We start from the raw sequence: 16,198 nt of genomic DNA, 5'->3' as shown, positions 1-16,198 counted from the left end.
ACGGCCGCCGCCACGCCGGAAGCCGCCGACACCGAGGCCGAGGCCAAGCCCCGCCGCACCCGCAAGACCGCGGCCGCCGCCGAAGCCCCCGAGGCCGAAGCCGAGGCCAAGCCCCGCCGCACCCGCAAGACGGCCGCAACGGCACCGGAGACCGCCGAGGCGGAGGCGGAGCCCACGCCGCGCCGCACCCGCAAGACGGCCGCCGCCACGCCGGAAGCCGCCGACACCGAGGCCGAGGCCAAGCCCCGCCGCACCCGCAAGACCGCGGCCGCCGCCGAAGCCCCCGAGGCGGAGACCGAGGCCAAGCCGCGCCGCACCCGGAAGACGGCCACCGTCGCGCCCGAGGCGGAAGCGGAGGCCAAGCCGCGCCGCACCCGCAAGACCGCGGCCGCCGCCGAGACCCCCGAGGCCGAAGCCGAGGCCAAGCCCCGCCGCACCCGCAAGACGGCCGCCGCACCCGCTGCCGCGGACGCCGGTGACGGGGAAACGGCCGCCGCTCCGAAGGCGCGCCGGACCCGTAAGGCCACGGCTGCCGCGGAGGCCGCCCCGGAGATTCCGGCGCAGGCCACCGAGGAGCCGGCGGTCAAGCCGCGGCGCCGGACCCGCAAGGCGGCGGAGCCCGCCGCCGAGGCGGCCGGTGACGGCGCCGGGGCGACGGCGCCGGGGCCGCGCCGTACCCGCAAGGCCACGGCTGCCGCAGAGGCTCCCGAAGCCTGATCCGACAGCGAGGCACGGCAGTACCGGTCCGATGGCCGGGTCCACGACAGTGGACCCGGCCATCGGCGTCTTCGGCCGAGCCGGACCGAGAGCCCCACAGGCGCCCTTCTCCCGCGGGCTCCCCTGCCTACGGAAACCCGACCCCCTTCGCCGGACGGCATCCACTGCCCTCCCCGCCCCGCCCCTCCCGATAGCCTCTCCCCATGAGCAGGCCCGCCACCTTCGTTCCGCCGCCCGGTGCCCGTGCGTACTCGCTGCGGACGGGGCGCGGGGAGTTCGCCGTGGTCGACGCGCCGGTGGCCGCCGGTGTCGAGCCGAGGGGGGTCGCGCTGCTGCTGCCGGGGTTCACCGGGAGCAAGGAGGACTTCAATCCGCTGCACGTGCCGCTCGCCGAGCGCGGGTACCGGACCGTCGCCGTGGACGGGCGGGGCCAGTTCGAGTCGGACGGCCCGGTGGCGGACGAGGCGGCCTACGCGCAGGAGGAACTGGCGCGGGACGTGCTCGCGCAGGCGGAGGCGGTCGGCGGCCCGGTGCATCTGCTGGGGCACTCCCTGGGCGGCCAGATCGCGCGCGCGGCCGTGCTGCTCGACCCCTCGCCCTTTCTGTCGCTCACCCTGATGGCCTCCGGCCCGGCGCGGATCTCGGCGTCCCAGAGGCAGCGCGTGAAGCTGCTCCGGGACGCCCTCGCGGTGCTGAGCATGGCGGAGGTGTGGGAGACGATCCAGGCGATGGAGCCGCCGGAGGAGACGGGGACGCCCGCGCTCGACGCCGGCCTGGACGACCGGGACGACTTGCGGCGCCGCTGGCTGGGCACCCAGCCCGCCCAGCTGCTGGCCACCGGGCGCCAGTTGTGCACGGAGCCGGACCGGGTCGCCGAACTGGCGGCCCTGCCACTGCCGTTCCACGTGCTGTCGGGCGCGCGGGACGACACCTGGCCGCTGCCGCTCCTCGACGACATGGCCGTACGGCTCGGGGCCCGGCGCACGGTCGTCGAGGACGCCGAGCACTCCCCGAACACCGACCGGCCCCTGGAGACGGCCCGGGCGCTCGCCGACTTCTGGGACGACAGCGCGGGCACCGCCCGGGACCGGGCCTAGAACTGCGTCCGCAGCTGCTCCCAGAAGCCGTCCCTGAGCGCGCGGCGCAGCTCCGCCTGGCCGCGCAGGGAGTACTGGAGCAGCTCCTCGGCCTCGACCAGCAGGTCCTGGTCGACGGAGCCGGGCAGGTAGGGGTGGCCGGGGAACAGTTCGGCGAGGGCTTCCCGGCCCCGGGAGGCGAGCCACTTGGCCGCGATCTGGGCGCCGACGAAGCGGACGGCCTCGCGGGTGGGGCGGGCGGTGCCGGTGGCGTCGTAGGCGGCGGCCGTGCGCCGGGAGACGTACGGCTTGAAGAAGTCCAGGTCGAAGGTGCGCTGGCTGTCGACCTCCCAGAGCAGCGGCTCGGCCTGGTTGCGGCCCTCGGGTGCCTCGACGCCCCAGAGGTGGACGCGGGCGCCGTAGCCCTGGGCCGCCTCGACCGCCGAGACCAGGTCCTCGTCGCCGCCGAGGAGGGCCGCGTCGCTGATCGCGCGGTGCCGCGCCAGTGACTCCAGGTCGGTGCGGATCAGCGAGTCGACGCCCTTTTGCTGGTTGTTGGCGTTGAGGTTGCCGAGGCGGACCTTGACGTCGGGCAGTTCGGCGATGACCTGCTGTTCGGCGGTGTGGATGCGGCGCCGGGCGCCGTCGTACCAGTAGACACGCAGCAGCCGGCTGTCCGCGAAAATGGTGCGGGCGCGGTCGATCAGGGCGTCGATCAGGCCCTCGGCGTCCAGGTCGAAGGCCCGGCGGTCCTCGGTCCCGGCGACCAGCCGGCCGGCGGCGGCGTACAGGTAACCGGCGTCGACGAAGATCGCGTGGGTCGAGGGAGTCTTCGCCACCTCGGCGAGCATGCGCTCCAGCAGCGCGTTCGTGCGTTCGATGTGCGCTTCGAGGGTGGCGGCCAGGTCGTCGTTCATTGTCTCCATTGTCCCGGCGGTCACAGTGCGAACACAACCGGTCCCACTCGGCCCCTTCCTCTCCGCTTACCGGTCAGTTATTAGTTGTTCGAAAAATTTCTTTAGCGTAGGGAATGTTCGTAACAAAGGAAGCGTTGACTACGTACGACACCGGATACACCGGCTGTCACACCAGTAGTTCTCCGCAGGAGGATGACCAGACGAAGGGAGAAGCCCATGCGCTTCGAAATCATGCGACTCGACGAGATCGACGGTACCGCCGTCGACAGCACCGTCGTGGACGCCGCCTCCGTCAACCGGATCGTTCAGCAGGCCGCCGCCATCGGACAGCGCCTGTGGATCCGCCCGGCCGAGGCCCAGGCCTCGTAGCCCGTACGCGGGCTTTCGCCACTCAAGCTTTCCGGGGGAGCCGAGCCGACGAGGGTCAGCTCCCCCGGATCACCTGAGTGACGCCGTTGATGATCTGCTGCACGGCGATCGCGGAGAGCATCATGCCCGCGAGCCGTGTCACCAGGACGACACCGCCGTCCTTGATGACCCGGATGATCAGCAGCGAGTAGCGCATCACCAGCCACAGCACGACATGGATGGCGAGGATCGCGGACCACACCGAGATCTGCGTGGTCACGCTGTGGGCCTTCTGCACGGCCAGGATGACGGACACGATCGCACCGGGCCCCGCGAGCAGCGGCATGCCGAGCGGCACGAGGGCGACGTTGACGTCCTTGGTCTGCTTCGGCTCGTCGGTCTTGCCGGTGAGCAGGTCCAGCGCGATCAGCAGGAGCAGCAGCCCGCCCGCGATCATCAGCGCGGGCACGGAGACGTGCAGGTAGTTGAGGATCTGGTGGCCCAGGACGCCGAAGACGGCGATGACGCCGCCCGCCACGCAGACGGCCTGGAGAGCCATCCGCTTCTGCACCTTGGCCGGCCGTCCGGCGGTCAGGGCGAGGAAGATCGGGGTGATCCCGGGGGGATCCATGATGACGAAAAGGGTCAGGAACAGGGAGCCGAAGACGGCGATGTCGAACATGGGGGAAGTGCAGGCCTTGCGAGAAGAGGAAGAACGGGCGTGAGGGGGTGCGGCGGACCGGCCCCGGAGGGCCTCAGGCTCCGCCGGCGCCCGGCACCGGGAACGCGCCCGTCGCCCGCCGGGTGATCTCCCCGTACACCTCGGGGTCGGTCGTGTACGCGCCCAGCGTCACGGTCTTGCGGCTGCCGTGGTAGTCGGAGGAGCCCGTGACCAGCAGTCCCAGCTCCTTCGCCAGACCGCGCAGCCGGGCCCGGGCGTCGGCGTCGTGGTCCATGTGGTCGACCTCGATGCCGTCCAGTCCGGCCTCGGCCATCTCCGCGATCCGGGAGTCCGGCACGGTGCGGCCCCGCTTGGCGGCGGCCGGGTGGGCGAAGACACAGACCCCGCCCGCGGCCTTGACCAGCCGTATCGCCTCGAAGGGGTCGGTCTCGTGCTTCTCCACGAAGGCCCGCCCGCCGTCGGCCAGCCAGTCCTCGGTGAACGCGTCGCCCACCGTCGGGACGACCCCCAGCTCCACCAGCGCGGTGGCGAGGTGCGGACGCCCGACGGAACCGCCGGCGGCGATCCGCTCGACCTGCTCCCAGGTGACCGGCACGCCCAGCGCGTTCAGCTTGGCGATCATGCCCTTGGCCCGCGGCACCCGGTCGTCCCGGACCAGCTCGCGCTCGGCGAGCAGGGCGGGCTCCTCGGGGTCGAAGAGGTAGGCCAGCATGTGCATCGAGATGCCGTCGACCCGGCAGGACAGCTCGGCCCCGGTGACCAGGGTCAGCCCCTCGGGCAGCGCGGCGATGGCCTCGCCGTACCCGCGGGTGGTGTCGTGGTCGGTCAGCGCGACGACGTCCAGTCCGGCCGCGGCGGCGTTGCGCACCAGCTCGGCCGGGGTGTCCGTACCGTCGGAGGCCATGGAGTGGCAGTGCAGATCGATGCGCACGACGACTCCAGACAGACGGACGGAAGGGACACGGACACCTAAGGATAGCGATGTTTTCCGCCCCGACTGTCACACCCGAACCCGCGAAGCGACCTTTACTCCAGCCATTCCATACCGCCCCGCGCCCCTTCGGGGGCTACGGCCGAAGCAGGCGCGGCGACAGCGCTCCGCACGGCACCAGGTCTATCTCCGCCCCCGCGTCCCGCAGATCCGTCAGCACCAGTTCGTCGTACATGAGCAGTCCGGACCGCTCGGGCCAGATCACCGCCCACAGCCACATGCCGAGCGCCTCGCCGGCGAAGACGGCCCGGTCGTCGGGCGTGCGGTAGACGTGCCAGAGCGGGGTCGGGCGGCCGGCGGCCAGCACCTTGGCCTGCGGCGGCTTCTCCACGTTCATGTACGACCCCGGGTCCGGGCCGTCGATGCCGGCGTAGCGCGCCCCGAGGCCGACACCCAGTTCCTCGGCGATCAGGATCAGCTCACCGGGGCCGCCGAGGGGGCCGGGGCCCGAGCAGGCCACCGCGGTCGCGCGGCCGCCGCTGCGGTCGTCCCCGGCGTACGCCACACCCGTGAACAGCCATCCGACCGGCAGCGGCCACGGCATCCACACCGGCACCTGGGTGCGGTGCACGACGACGTTGAGCGCCTCGACGCTGGGCGGGATCACGGGCTGCAGCGGATACACCGTGCCGTGCACATCGCACTGCCACGCATCGGCGAAGAGTCCGGGAGCCCTGACCCGGCCACCACATCTCGGGCAACTGGGTTCGCCCCTCATAGACCTCCACGGTCCTACCCCCGACCGCCCACGTCAAGGATGATCACCCGTCCGGACGGAAGAGCCGACCATACGCCTGACCGGCCGATATAGATGTATCTTGCATTAATTAGATGTGCTAACTTACTATGTGTATAACCCAACTATCCAGTGAGGACGGGAGAAGCACATGGACCCCCTAGACGCGGGAGCCGGCGGCATCCTGCGACAGCCCAAGGCGGTCTGGGCCACGGCCGGCGCCTCCGTCGTCGCCTTCATGGGCATCGGCCTCGTCGACCCGATCCTGCCGTCGATCGCCCAGGGCCTCGATGCCACCGCCAGCCAGGTGTCCCTGCTCTTCACCTCGTACTTCCTGATCACGGCCGTCGCCATGCTGCTGACCGGCTTCGTCTCCAGCCGGATCGGCGGCAAGAAGACCCTGCTGCTCGGCCTCGCGTTCGTGGTCGTGTTCGCGGGCCTGGCCGGCACCTCCGGCTCGGTCGGCCAGCTCGTCGGGTTCCGGGCCGGCTGGGGCCTCGGCAACGCGCTGTTCGTCTCCACCGCCCTCGCGGTGATCGTGGGCGCGGCGGCCGGGGGCAGCGCGGCGGCGATCCTGCTGTACGAGTCCGCGCTCGGCCTCGGCATGGCCTGCGGCCCGCTGCTCGGCGCGGTCCTCGGCAACGCCAGCTGGCGCTACCCCTTCTTCGGCACGGCGACGCTGATGGCGGTCGGCTTCCTGTGCGTCACGGCGTTCCTGGGGGAACAGCCCCGGCCGGCCCGCAAGACCTCGGTCCTGGACCCGCTCAAGGCGCTCGGCCACGGCGGCCTGGCCTCGGCGGCGGTCTCGGCGTTCTTCTACAACTACACCTTCTTCACCGTGCTGGCCTTCACGCCGTTCGTGCTGGACATGACGCCGTACCGGTCGGGCGCGGTGTTCTTCGCCTGGGGTCTGCTGCTCGCCGTCTTCTCGGTGATCGTGGCCCCGCGCATGCAGAAGCGGTTCGGTTCGCTGAAGGTGCTCGGCGGCTCGCTGGTGCTGCTCGCGGCGGACGTGCTCGTGCTCGGCTACGGCGGCCACACCGCGGCCATCGTCTGCACGATCCTGTCCGGCGCCTTCATCGGCGTGAACAACACCGTCTACACCGAGCTGGCCCTCGGCGTGTCGGACGCCCCGCGGCCGGTGGCCAGCGCGGGCTACAACTTCGTGCGCTGGTTCGCCGCCGCGGCGGCGCCCTACTTCGCCCCGAAGATCGAGGAGTGGACCGACATCCACATCCCGTTCGTGGTCGCGGCCGTCACGGCGGTGCTGGGCGCGCTCGTGGTCGTCGTCCGGCGCCGGGCCCTCGTCCACGAGGCGGAGCGGCTCCAGCCGGGGCACGCGACCGAGGACGGCGTCGGGGTCTTCGCCAACTGACCGGATCCGGCCTTGCGTTGGTGAGATCGGTCACCCTGCGGCCGGTGCCGGGTCAGTCCAGCGGGACGGATGTGCGGGCGGGGTCCCTCAGGTCCGTCCCGTTCGCCAGCCAGCGTTCCTGGAGGGCCTGGGCGCCGTGCACCCGCTTCCAGGCGGCCTCGTTCGGGGTCATCGGCAGCAGCGGCAGGAACCGTACGGGGTCCATCGGGGCGTCCAGCTCCAGGTCCTCCACCAGCCCGCCGGGCTCGCCCACCAGGACCGAGGTGAAGGGGGCGCCGGGCCACAGCGGCCCGCCCACGTCCAGGGAGGCGCCGGGGGCCACCACCAGGCCCTCCACCTGCGGGCTCGCGGCCAGGACGGCGAGCGGGCGGAGCAGTTTGTCGGTGTCGGCGAGGCCCGCGCGGACGGACAGCACCAGTTCGGCGCGCGGCCCCTCGACCGGGTCGGCGAGCATCGCCGTGGGGTCGGTCATGGGCTGCCGGGACATCCCGAGGGTGGCGTACCGGACGACGTCCCCCTCGTGGAAGCGGAGCACCTCGATGCGGTCCGTGCCGAGGAAGGTGACGGCGGCGCGCGCGTCCGGCTCGCCCAGCGCGGTGGTCAACCGGGCCTCGACCAGAGGAAGAACATCAGCCATGCGGCGAGCATAGAACTCGTCAGCAGCGGGCAAAGCGGCACCTTGACAGTACGGGCGGCTGGTACTCTGAGCCGGTGGTTCGGGGCGACACGCGGAAGCGTCGCTGTCAAGTCCCGACACCGTTGAGACTCCCTTACGAGGGACCGGCCGGAGGAGGTGGGGCTGCCATGGATCGAAGTCGACCGTGCAGTACCACTCGCTCTTCCGGCCGCTGACACAGTTACCGGCTGGCCGCCGTCTTCCTTTGCGCATCGTCGTTCGGAAGAGCACCTCGTTTCGCTTTGCCTGATCTGTCTGATCTGCATCAGTTCTGCATCGGCAGTGAATCCGCCACCGCGACGGTGCGGTGCTCCCCGCTTTGTGGACGTGCCCCGCACGCACAGCCAGGACGTCCCCATTCCGGGTAGTTCCACCCGTTGCCGCGCGCTTTCGCCGCCCGCCCGCGAAGGAGCCTGCCCATGTCGATGATCCGCGACCTGCGTGCCGTGGTCCGCCCCTCGTCCCGCGTCTCGCTGCGCAAGGACCCCGGGACGTCGTACGACACCACGCGCGACCCCGCGACGCCCTCGGCCGTCGTCGACTGCGCCGTCTACCGCGACGGCGCCCGGGTGCAGAGCGCGGGGCCGCTGAGCCCGCAGGAGGCGATGCGGCGGGTGCGCCGCGACGGCGGGTTCGTCTGGATCGGGCTGCACGAGCCGACCGAGGAGGAATTTGCGGGTATCGCCAGCGAGTTCGGGCTGCACCCGCTGGCCGTGGAGGACGCCGTCCAGGCACACCAGCGGCCCAAGCTGGAGCGCTACGACGACTCGCTGTTCACGGTGTTCAAGACCATCCACTACGTCGAGCACGACCGGCTCACCGCCACCAGCGAGGTCGTCGAGACCGGGGAGGTCATGTGCTTCACCGGGCGGGACTTCTTCATCACCGTCCGGCACGGCGGCCAGGGCTCGCTGCGCACGCTGCGCCACCGCCTCCAGGACGACCCGGAGCTGCTGGCCAAGGGCCCCTCGGCCGTGCTGCACGCCATCGCCGACCATGTGGTGGACGGCTACATCGCGGTCGCGCACGCGGTGCAGGACGACATCGACGAGGTGGAGACCGAGGTCTTCTCGCCCGGCCGCAAGGGCGGGGTCTCGCGCGGTGTCGACTCCGCGCGCATCTACCAACTCAAGCGCGAGGTACTGGAGTTCAAGCGTGCGGTGGCGCCGCTGCTGCGGCCCATGCAACTGCTGAGCGAGCGGCCGATGCGGCTGATCGACCCGGACATCCAGAAGTACTTCCGGGACGTCGCCGACCACCTGGCCCGGGTGCAGGAGCAGGTCATGGGCTTCGACGAGCTGCTCAACTCCATCCTCCAGGCCAATCTCGCCCAGGCGTCCGTCGCGCAGAACGAGGACATGCGCAAGATCACCGCGTGGGCGGCCATCATCGCCGTACCGACGATGGTGTGCGGGGTGTACGGCATGAACTTCGAGCACATGCCCGAGCTGCACTGGCGGTACGGCTACCCGGTGATCATGGGCATCACCGCCGCGATCTGCCTGGGCATCCACCGCACGCTGAAGCGCAACGGCTGGCTGTGAGCGGCCGGTGCGGGCCGGCGGCGCCTGGATAGGCTGGGGCACATGACAAGCGAGCTGCTCGACCGGGCCCTCATCGAGGAGGCCGCGAAGAAGTCCGGCCTCGTCTGGGTGAGGGGCGCCGGTGCCCCGGCCGCGCGGGCGCTGTGGCACGTATGGCACGAGGGCGCGGTGTGCGTCGTCGGCGACGGGCCGGGTGAGCAGCCGCTGGCGGGGCTCGCCGACGGGGGCCTTGCCGAGGTGAGCGTGCGCAGCAAGGACAAGGGCGGCCGGCTGGTGACGTTCCCGGTCACCGTGTCCGAGGCGGCGCCCGGGACCGAGGTGTGGGAGGCGACGGTCGCCGAGCTGAAGGGCAAGCGGCTGAACGCCCCCGACGGCGAGGAGATGCCGGCCCGCTGGGCCCGCGAGTGCCGGGTGCTGCGCCTGGTGCCGACGGGTGCGGTGACCCCACTGCCCGACGGCAGCCTTGCGGAGCGCCCGGTCCCGACTCCGGTCACCACGCGCGAGCCGGTACCGGCGGGCCTGCCGAAGCTGCTGATGCGGCGCGGCAAGAGGAAATGACGCACTGACCCCGGCCACGGCACCGCCGGACCGGGTGCCGGGTCGGCCCGGCCTTCGTTCGGGGCGCGCGGGCGGGGGGCGGACGGCGTTCGTTCGGGACCGCCGGGCTGCGCGGCGGAGACGGGCGGCGTCCCTTCGGCGTCGCCGGGCGGCGCGGCGGAGACGGACGGCGTCCTTCCGCACCGCCGGGCAGGGTGACGGAGACGGGCCGCGTCTTTTCGGCGGTGCCAGGGCGCCGCAGCAGCGACGAACAGCGGCCTTCCACACCGCCATGTGGCACGGCGGAGACGGGCCGCATGCTCCCCACACCGCCGGAGCGGCTCGGCAGAGACGAACAGCGGTCTTTCCACACCGCCGGGCAGGGTGACGGAGACGGCCGCCTGCTTTCGGCGGCGCCGGAGTGCTGCGGGGGCTGGTGGGTGACGCGGCAGGTGCAAGATGCCGGGGCTCCCAGGGGTGCCCTCGGTCGCCGCCTTCCGCTGTCGCCGGCTCTCCGCTCGCCGCCGAGTCGCCCTGAGCCGGCCGGCCCGCTGCGGCTGCGGCTACGGCTACGGCTACGGCTACGACGTCGGGAGCTGCCGGCCGTAGTCCACCGTTTCCGACTTCGCCGGTTCCTCGACGGTGAAGTTCCGGCCCCAGTCCGAGAAGCGGAGCGTCCCCGCGTCACCGGCCCTGACCAGCCGCAGCGGGTAGGGGGTGCCCTGGAGGGACACGTCCAGCGTGCCGCCGGAACCCTGGTCGCCGGTGATGCGGATCGTGCGGGCACCCGACCCGTCGGCGTGCCGGCCGTCCGTCGCCAGCGCGCCGTGCAGCGTCAGCAGCCCGTCGAGGAGGACGTCCTTGTCCGTGAAGCCGCTGAACTTCTTGTACGCGGGGTCCCCCTGCGGCACCTTCACGTACTTGCCGTCCAGCTTGCCCGAGGCGTCGTCGCCGCCGTCCGCGTGGCTCCAGAAGTCCGCGCCGGCCTTGAGATACAGCTCCTCGCCGATCCGCAGCAGCTTGAACGTCGTGCCCTGCGCGGTCACCGACCCGGTGCCGCCGTCGGCCTTGAGCCGCATGTCCAGCCGGTACGTACGGCCGCTGCTGACCACGGTCCCGGACAGCCGTACCGCGCTCGCCGCGTCCGCCGCGGCCCGGGTCCTCGCCTGGATCCGGTCGGCGGGCAGCTTGCCGACCCCGTTCGTCCCGGCGTCGGGATCGTCGCCGCCCCCGCACCCAGACAGCGCCAGCGCTCCCGTCACGGCCAGTGCGCAGGCCGTGGTCGCCCAAGCGGTGCGGCCGGTACGGCCCCGGGGGATCGCAGTCACGGAGGAAGCTGCCTTTCTGACGGTTCCTGAGCGGCGTACGCAGGGTACCGGGGCTCCACCCGCCCGGCGGAGCCAGTCCGTCCGGACCGCCCACCAGGGCGTATCCGATCAGGACGGGCTAGCCTGAAGCGCACCCGTGCGGGCATAACCGAGCAATGCGCACAGACCCCCACGCAAAGGAAGCACCGACATGGCAGCCGGCGCCCCCCGGATCTTCGTCTCGCACCTGGCCGGGGTCCCCGTCTTCGATCCGGCCGGCGACCAGGTGGGCCGCGTCCGCGACCTGGTCGTCATGCTGCGCGTCGGCAGACGGCCCCCGCGCGTCCTGGGACTGGTCGTGGAGCTGTCCACCCGGCGCCGGATCTTCCTGCCCATGACCCGGGTGACCGGCATCGAGTCGGGCCAGGTCATCACCACCGGCGTGGTCAACGTCCGGCGCTTCGAGCAGCGGCCCACCGAGCGGCTGGTCTTCGGCGAGCTGCTGGACCGGCGGGTGACGCTGGTGGAGACCGGCGAGGAGGTGACCGTCCTCGACGTGTCCGTGCAGCAGCTGCCCGCCCGCCGGGACTGGGAGGTCGACCGGGTGTTCCTGCGCAAGGGACGCAAGGGCGGCGCCTTCCGGCGGGCGAAGGGGGAGACGCTGACCGCCGAGTGGTCGGCCGTCACCGGGTTCTCCCTGGAGGAGCACGGGCAGGGCGCCGAGAGCCTGCTCGCCACCTTCGAGCAGCTGCGCCCCGCCGACCTCGCCAACGTCCTGCACCACCTGTCCCCGAAGCGGCGCGCGGAGGTGGCCGCCGCCCTGGACGACGACCGGCTCGCCGACGTCCTGGAGGAGCTGCCGGAGGACGACCAGATCGAGATCCTCGGCAAGCTGAAGGAGGAGCGCGCGGCGGACGTGCTGGAGGCGATGGACCCGGACGACGCGGCCGACCTGCTGGGCGAACTGCCCGAGGAGGACAAGGAGCGGCTGCTCAGCCTGATGCAGCCCGCCGACGCGGCCGACATGCGCCGCCTGATGGCGTACGAGGAGCACACCGCGGGCGGTCTGATGACCACCGAGCCGATCGTGCTGCGCCCGGACGCCACCGTCGCCGACGCGCTCGCCCGGGTCCGCAACCAGGACCTCTCCCCCGCCCTCGCCGCGCAGGTCTACGTCTGCCGCCCGCCCGACGAGACCCCGACCGGCAAGTACCTCGGCACCGTGCACTTCCAGCGGCTGCTGCGCGACCCGCCGTACACCCTGGTCAGCTCGCTGGTGGACCACGATCTGCAGCCCTTGGACCCGGACGCCGCGCTGCCGGTCGTCGCCGGGTTCTTCGCCGCCTACGACATGGTGGCGGCGCCCGTCGTGGACGAGTCGGGGTCGCTGCTCGGCGCGGTGACCGTGGACGACGTACTGGACCACATGCTGCCCGACGACTGGCGGGAGACGGAGTTCCATCTGGACGAGGGAGAGGAGGCGCCCCCGCATGGCTCCTGAGCGCGAGTCCGCGGCCCGCGACCGCAATCCGGCGGGCGCCACGGCCGCCGGCCGGCCCCGGGCCCGGCTGGACCAGCCGCGCCCGCCCCGGCGCCGGTTCCTGCCCGAGTGGGACCCGGAGGCCTTCGGACGGCTGTCGGAGAAGATCGCCCGGTTCCTCGGCACGGGGCGCTTCATCGTCTGGATGACGGTCGTCATCATCGTGTGGGTGCTGTGGAACGTCGCCGCGCCCCGCCATCTGCGGTTCGACGAGTACCCGTTCATCTTCCTCACCCTGATGCTGTCCCTCCAGGCGTCCTACGCGGCCCCGCTGATCCTGCTCGCGCAGAACAGGCAGGACGATCGCGACCGGGTCAATCTGGAGCAGGACCGCAAGCAGAACGAGCGGTCCATCGCCGACACCGAGTACCTGACCCGGGAGGTGGCCGCGCTGCGCATGGGGCTGGGCGAGGTGGCCACCCGCGACTGGATCCGCTCCGAGCTCCAGGACCTGGTGAAGGAGCTGGAGGAGCACCGCCGGCACGACGGGCACGCGGGTCAGGTCGTATTCCCGGCGGAAGGGACGGAACGCCCGCCGGGACGTGACACAGACGACCGCTGAAGGGCATCCCTCAGGCCCCTCGGCGGGCCGTACCATCGTCCTTATGGCTACGGAAGACGCGGTGCGCGAGGCACTGGCGACGGTGAACGACCCCGAGATCAACCGCCCGATCACCGAACTCGGGATGGTCAAGTCCGTGGAGATCGGCGCGGACGGAGCGGTCGCGGTCACCGTGTATCTGACGGTGTCCGGCTGCCCGATGCGGGACACCATCACGCAACGCGTCACCGAGGCGGTCTCCCGGGTCGAGGGCGTCACCCGGGTCGACGTCACTTTGGACGTGATGAGCGACGAGCAGCGCAAGGAGCTGGCGGCGGCGCTGCGCGGCGGCCAGGCCGAGCGCGAGGTCCCCTTCGCCAAGCCGGGCAACCTCACCCGGGTCTACGCGGTCGCCTCCGGCAAGGGCGGCGTCGGCAAGTCCTCGGTCACGGTGAACCTGGCGGCGGCCATGGCGGCCGACGGCCTGAAGGTCGGTGTCGTGGACGCCGACATCTACGGCCACAGCGTGCCGCGCATGCTGGGCGCCGACGGCCGGCCCACCCAGGTCGAGAACATGATCATGCCGCCGTCCGCGAACGGCGTGAAGGTCATCTCCATCGGCATGTTCACGCCGGGCAACGCCCCGGTCGTGTGGCGCGGCCCGATGCTGCACCGCGCCCTCCAGCAGTTCCTCGCCGACGTCTACTGGGGCGACCTGGACGTCCTGCTGCTGGACCTGCCGCCCGGCACCGGTGACATCGCGATCTCCGTGGCCCAGCTGGTCCCGAACGCCGAGATCCTGGTCGTGACGACCCCGCAGCAGGCGGCGGCCGAGGTCGCCGAGCGCGCCGGTTCCATCGCCGTGCAGACCCACCAGAAGATCGTCGGCGTGGTCGAGAACATGTCCGGCCTGCCCTGCCCGCACTGCGGCGAGATGGTCGACGTGTTCGGCACGGGCGGCGGGCAGCTGGTCGCCGACGGCCTGACCCGCACCACGGGCACGACGGTCCCGGTCCTCGGCAGCATCCCCATCGACGTCCGCCTCCGCGAGGGCGGCGACGAGGGCAGGCCGGTGGTCCTGACCGACCCCGGCTCCCCGGCGGGCTCGGCCCTGCGCGCGATCGCGGGCAAGCTGGGCGGCAGGCAGCGCGGTCTGTCGGGCCTGTCCCTGGGCATCACCCCGAAGAACAAGTTCTGACAGGTCTACAGCACGTTCACGAGGGGCGCCGGAACACCGGCGCCCCTTCGTCATCGCGTACGCCTTCACCATGCGTACGCGTTCGTCAGGCGTACGCGGCCACGTCCTCGACCACGGCGAACCCGAGCCCGTACGCGCTCATGCCCCGCCCGTACGCGCCCAGGTGGACCCCCGCCCCGGTCGTACCGGCCAGCACCCATCCGTACGCGGACTCCCGGTAGTAGAACGACGCCGCGGTCCCGTCCACCGGCAGGGAGAGCCGGCTCCACTCCGGTCCCTCGAGGTCGTCGGCCAGGGCCCACGCCGTCTCGGTCTGCTGCTCCAGCCAGTCGTCCCGCAGGCTGTGGTCCATCTGCCCCGGCCAGGTGAACGACAGCAGCCCCACCCCGGCCAGCCACGCCGCGGAGGACACCGACGTCGCCTCCAGCAGCCCCGTGCCGTCGGCACTGCGCCGGGACGGCTGCGCGGCGACGGTCACGACCACCGTGAACTTCTCCCGGGACTCCCCGGTGCCGGACTCGCCCCGCACCGAGGGCTCGTCCCCGTGCCCGATCGAACCGTGTTCCACGGCGCCGTCGGCCGTCGCGCCGACCTGCATCAGCCAGCGCGGCCCGGTGAACGCCTCGTCGAGCCCGTACCACGGGAAGGGCGCCCGCAGGTAACCGTCGACCGCACGCCGGCCGGAGGGGAGCTGTTGTCCGCCCTCCGCGGCCGGCGCCTGCGCGCCCACCCGACTCGTCGTCTCCATCTGCCCGGACGCCTCCTCGCTCTCGTCGGACCGGGTGGCCCGCCCCCCTTCGGGCGTACGCGTCCGGTCCGCACAACAACTCGGCAGCATATCCACACCGCTGAGAGCGGCAGGGCAAGGCGCTGGATGCGTGGGTCGCGCGAACGGCCTGTTCAGGCCGTGTGCGACGGGCGCACGCTATGAAACACGTCACGTGTGCGGCGTACGCCCACCTGCGTGTCGGGAGGAGGAAACGGGGCTTATGTGGCGTCCGCGTCGAAGGGCGGGCGGTCGTCGCCGGGGCCCTCGGGCTTCTTCGTCATGTCGACGCGTCCGCCGGAGGACGGGGACGAGGAGGAGGGCAAGGACGGCGCCTCGCCGTCGCGGCCGTGGACGGCGTCCGTGACCTCGGCCATCTCCTTCTTCAGGTCGAAGCCGTTGCGGATCTCCTTCAGGCCCAGGTCCTCGTTGTCCAGCTGCTTGCGGAGGAAGGTCTTGGGGTTGAGATCCTCGAACTCGAAGTCCTTGAACTGCGGACCCAGTTCGTCACGGATGTCCTGCTTGGCGCTCTCGGAGAACTCGCGGATCTTCCGGATCGTGCGCATCACGTCCTGGATGACCTTGGGGAGCTTGTCCGGACCGAAGACGAGCACGGCGAGCACGATGATGGTCACCAGCTCCAGTGGCCCTATGTCATTGAACACCTGACGCTCCTTGCGATGTCCTCGGTCGCTCAACGGTACCCGGCCATCCCGTCCGACCGGTACCGTCCCGAGGTGAGACTTCTGTCAGTTCCGCTCGGACGCGCCCAGCACGAGTGACACCTCCCGCCGCGTACCGCCGCGTTCGACCGTCAGCCGCAGCCGGTCGCCGGGCCGGTGGGCGCGGATCCTGACGATCAGTTCCCGTCCGGTGCGCACGCGCCGGCCGCCGGCCTCGGTAATGACGTCGCCCGGCTTCAGACGTGGCCGCCGGGTGCTGCACGGGCGGGGCGGGGGCCCAGGGGCCGGGTTCGCCGTAGGGCGGGGTGCTGTAGGGGTCGGGGTCGTGCAGGGGCCTGACCGGCTCGTCGGGGTCGGGTACGGCGGCCTCGCCGGCCGTGGCCGTGTGCAGTACGGCGCCCGCGGCGGTCTCGCCGGCCGCCGCCTCACCTTCTGCGGCGGTCCCCCGCGCCTCTGTCCCGGCCCCCGCGACGGTGCCCTCCGCCTCCGCTGTGGCATCCGCGCCGGTGCGGTGCGGCGCGGCCGGGGCCGGCTTGGCCAGTTCGAAGTCGCCGTCGGGGGCGG

17 protein-coding genes and 1 pseudogene are annotated in these 16,198 nt (G+C 72.1%); 9 read left to right on the top strand and 9 right to left on the bottom strand.

Features of this window, described 5'->3' with window-relative positions:
- Together ACZ4W9_RS05645 and ACZ4W9_RS05640 are read left to right on the top strand one after the other, a co-directional pair.
- Positions 1 to 717, top strand: a pseudogene (locus tag ACZ4W9_RS05645) (DEAD/DEAH box helicase); the annotation flags it as partial.
- 203 nt (positions 718 to 920) lie between these two features.
- A complete protein-coding gene (locus ACZ4W9_RS05640) occupies positions 921 to 1,814 on the top strand; it encodes an alpha/beta fold hydrolase (protein ID WP_467933410.1) in 894 nt (297 codons plus the stop codon).
- Here ACZ4W9_RS05640 and ACZ4W9_RS05635 read toward each other — a convergent pair.
- On the bottom strand, positions 1,811 to 2,719 hold the full coding sequence (locus tag ACZ4W9_RS05635) for an NYN domain-containing protein (protein WP_467933408.1): 909 nt from the start codon (positions 2,717 to 2,719) through the stop codon (positions 1,811 to 1,813). The two genes, ACZ4W9_RS05640 and ACZ4W9_RS05635, sit on opposite strands and share 4 nt — an antisense overlap.
- A gap of 207 nt (positions 2,720 to 2,926) precedes the next feature.
- Here ACZ4W9_RS05635 and ACZ4W9_RS05630 point away from each other — a divergent pair, with 207 nt between their 5' ends.
- A complete protein-coding gene (locus tag ACZ4W9_RS05630) occupies positions 2,927 to 3,079 on the top strand; it encodes a hypothetical protein (RefSeq protein WP_467933407.1) in 153 nt (50 codons plus the stop codon).
- Between the two features lie 55 nt (positions 3,080 to 3,134).
- Here the strand turns inward: ACZ4W9_RS05630 and ACZ4W9_RS05625 are convergent, their stop codons facing one another.
- The 3 genes from ACZ4W9_RS05625 to ACZ4W9_RS05615 form a co-directional block, all read right to left on the bottom strand.
- Positions 3,135 to 3,740, bottom strand: a complete 606-nt coding sequence (locus ACZ4W9_RS05625; protein ID WP_467933406.1) for a MarC family protein — start codon at positions 3,738 to 3,740, stop codon at positions 3,135 to 3,137.
- 73 nt (positions 3,741 to 3,813) lie between these two features.
- Entirely contained in the window at positions 3,814 to 4,671 is an 858-nt protein-coding gene (locus ACZ4W9_RS05620) for a PHP domain-containing protein (protein WP_467933405.1), read from the bottom strand.
- A gap of 136 nt (positions 4,672 to 4,807) precedes the next feature.
- Complete coding sequence (locus ACZ4W9_RS05615) at positions 4,808 to 5,449, bottom strand: DUF6758 family protein (RefSeq protein ID WP_467933403.1); 642 nt, start codon at positions 5,447 to 5,449, stop codon at positions 4,808 to 4,810.
- Positions 5,450 to 5,618: 169 nt separating this feature from the next.
- Here ACZ4W9_RS05615 and ACZ4W9_RS05610 point away from each other — a divergent pair, with 169 nt between their 5' ends.
- Positions 5,619 to 6,842, top strand: a complete 1,224-nt coding sequence (locus ACZ4W9_RS05610; protein ID WP_467933402.1) for an MFS transporter — start codon at positions 5,619 to 5,621, stop codon at positions 6,840 to 6,842.
- 52 nt (positions 6,843 to 6,894) lie between these two features.
- Here ACZ4W9_RS05610 and ACZ4W9_RS05605 read toward each other — a convergent pair whose 3' ends face one another.
- Positions 6,895 to 7,479, bottom strand: coding sequence for a suppressor of fused domain protein (locus tag ACZ4W9_RS05605; protein WP_467933400.1), 585 nt, complete (start codon positions 7,477 to 7,479; stop codon positions 6,895 to 6,897).
- Between the two features lie 458 nt (positions 7,480 to 7,937).
- Between ACZ4W9_RS05605 and ACZ4W9_RS05600 the strand changes: the two genes are divergently transcribed.
- Positions 7,938 to 9,062: a magnesium and cobalt transport protein CorA gene (locus ACZ4W9_RS05600; RefSeq protein WP_467933399.1), complete on the top strand. Its 1,125-nt coding sequence runs from the start codon at positions 7,938 to 7,940 to the stop codon at positions 9,060 to 9,062.
- A gap of 42 nt (positions 9,063 to 9,104) precedes the next feature.
- Positions 9,105 to 9,620 carry a hypothetical protein gene (locus ACZ4W9_RS05595; protein WP_467933398.1) on the top strand — a complete coding sequence of 172 codons (516 nt, stop codon included), beginning with the start codon at positions 9,105 to 9,107 and terminating at the stop codon, positions 9,618 to 9,620.
- Between the two features lie 560 nt (positions 9,621 to 10,180).
- Here ACZ4W9_RS05595 and ACZ4W9_RS05590 read toward each other — a convergent pair.
- Positions 10,181 to 10,927 (bottom strand): hypothetical protein, encoded by a 747-nt coding sequence (locus ACZ4W9_RS05590; RefSeq protein WP_467933396.1) that lies wholly within the window; start codon positions 10,925 to 10,927, stop codon positions 10,181 to 10,183.
- Between the two features lie 190 nt (positions 10,928 to 11,117).
- On the opposite strand from ACZ4W9_RS05590, the gene ACZ4W9_RS05585 reads away from it, so the two are divergent.
- From ACZ4W9_RS05585 to ACZ4W9_RS05575, 3 genes are read left to right on the top strand one after another with little or no spacing between them, the layout of a single operon-like run.
- A complete protein-coding gene (locus ACZ4W9_RS05585) occupies positions 11,118 to 12,407 on the top strand; it encodes a magnesium transporter MgtE N-terminal domain-containing protein (protein ID WP_467933395.1) in 1,290 nt (429 codons plus the stop codon).
- Complete coding sequence (locus tag ACZ4W9_RS05580; RefSeq protein WP_467933394.1) at positions 12,397 to 13,008, top strand: DUF1003 domain-containing protein; 612 nt, start codon at positions 12,397 to 12,399, stop codon at positions 13,006 to 13,008. Before ACZ4W9_RS05585 ends, ACZ4W9_RS05580 begins: the two co-directional genes overlap by 11 nt.
- 43 nt (positions 13,009 to 13,051) lie before the next feature.
- Positions 13,052 to 14,185, top strand: coding sequence for an Mrp/NBP35 family ATP-binding protein (locus ACZ4W9_RS05575; RefSeq protein WP_318201544.1), 1,134 nt, complete (start codon positions 13,052 to 13,054; stop codon positions 14,183 to 14,185).
- An 85-nt stretch (positions 14,186 to 14,270) separates the two neighbouring features.
- On the opposite strand, the gene ACZ4W9_RS05570 is transcribed toward ACZ4W9_RS05575, so the two are convergent.
- From ACZ4W9_RS05570 to ACZ4W9_RS05560, 3 genes are all read right to left on the bottom strand, one after another.
- Complete coding sequence (locus ACZ4W9_RS05570) at positions 14,271 to 14,933, bottom strand: hypothetical protein (protein ID WP_467933392.1); 663 nt, start codon at positions 14,931 to 14,933, stop codon at positions 14,271 to 14,273.
- 239 nt (positions 14,934 to 15,172) lie between these two features.
- The gene (locus ACZ4W9_RS05565; RefSeq protein ID WP_467933391.1) at positions 15,173 to 15,616 is read right to left on the bottom strand and encodes a sec-independent translocase; all 444 of its coding nucleotides are present in this window, start codon (positions 15,614 to 15,616) and stop codon (positions 15,173 to 15,175) included.
- 84 nt (positions 15,617 to 15,700) lie between these two features.
- A complete protein-coding gene (locus ACZ4W9_RS05560; RefSeq protein ID WP_467933390.1) occupies positions 15,701 to 15,832 on the bottom strand; it encodes a hypothetical protein in 132 nt (43 codons plus the stop codon).
- Between the last annotated feature and the right edge of the window lie 366 nt (positions 15,833 to 16,198).

Source organism: Streptomyces sp. NPDC029296, from assembly GCF_055569255.1.
The sequence above is the reverse complement of the archived record's forward strand: the minus strand, read 5'-3'. Positions and strand labels throughout refer to the sequence as shown.

Coding starts and splice junctions, on each gene's coding strand:
- ACZ4W9_RS05640 (WP_467933410.1), top strand. CDS start 921: ATGAGCAGGCCCGCCACCTTCGTTCCGCCGCCCGGTGCCCGTGCGTAC.
- ACZ4W9_RS05570 (WP_467933392.1), bottom strand. CDS start 14,933: ATGGAGACGACGAGTCGGGTGGGCGCGCAGGCGCCGGCCGCGGAGGGC.
- ACZ4W9_RS05580 (WP_467933394.1), top strand. CDS start 12,397: ATGGCTCCTGAGCGCGAGTCCGCGGCCCGCGACCGCAATCCGGCGGGC.
- ACZ4W9_RS05595 (WP_467933398.1), top strand. CDS start 9,105: ATGACAAGCGAGCTGCTCGACCGGGCCCTCATCGAGGAGGCCGCGAAG.
- ACZ4W9_RS05585 (WP_467933395.1), top strand. CDS start 11,118: ATGGCAGCCGGCGCCCCCCGGATCTTCGTCTCGCACCTGGCCGGGGTC.
- ACZ4W9_RS05635 (WP_467933408.1), bottom strand. CDS start 2,719: ATGGAGACAATGAACGACGACCTGGCCGCCACCCTCGAAGCGCACATC.
- ACZ4W9_RS05610 (WP_467933402.1), top strand. CDS start 5,619: ATGGACCCCCTAGACGCGGGAGCCGGCGGCATCCTGCGACAGCCCAAG.
- ACZ4W9_RS05605 (WP_467933400.1), bottom strand. CDS start 7,479: ATGGCTGATGTTCTTCCTCTGGTCGAGGCCCGGTTGACCACCGCGCTG.
- ACZ4W9_RS05575 (WP_318201544.1), top strand. CDS start 13,052: ATGGCTACGGAAGACGCGGTGCGCGAGGCACTGGCGACGGTGAACGAC.
- ACZ4W9_RS05600 (WP_467933399.1), top strand. CDS start 7,938: ATGTCGATGATCCGCGACCTGCGTGCCGTGGTCCGCCCCTCGTCCCGC.
- ACZ4W9_RS05615 (WP_467933403.1), bottom strand. CDS start 5,449: ATGAGGGGCGAACCCAGTTGCCCGAGATGTGGTGGCCGGGTCAGGGCT.
- ACZ4W9_RS05630 (WP_467933407.1), top strand. CDS start 2,927: ATGCGCTTCGAAATCATGCGACTCGACGAGATCGACGGTACCGCCGTC.
- ACZ4W9_RS05625 (WP_467933406.1), bottom strand. CDS start 3,740: ATGTTCGACATCGCCGTCTTCGGCTCCCTGTTCCTGACCCTTTTCGTC.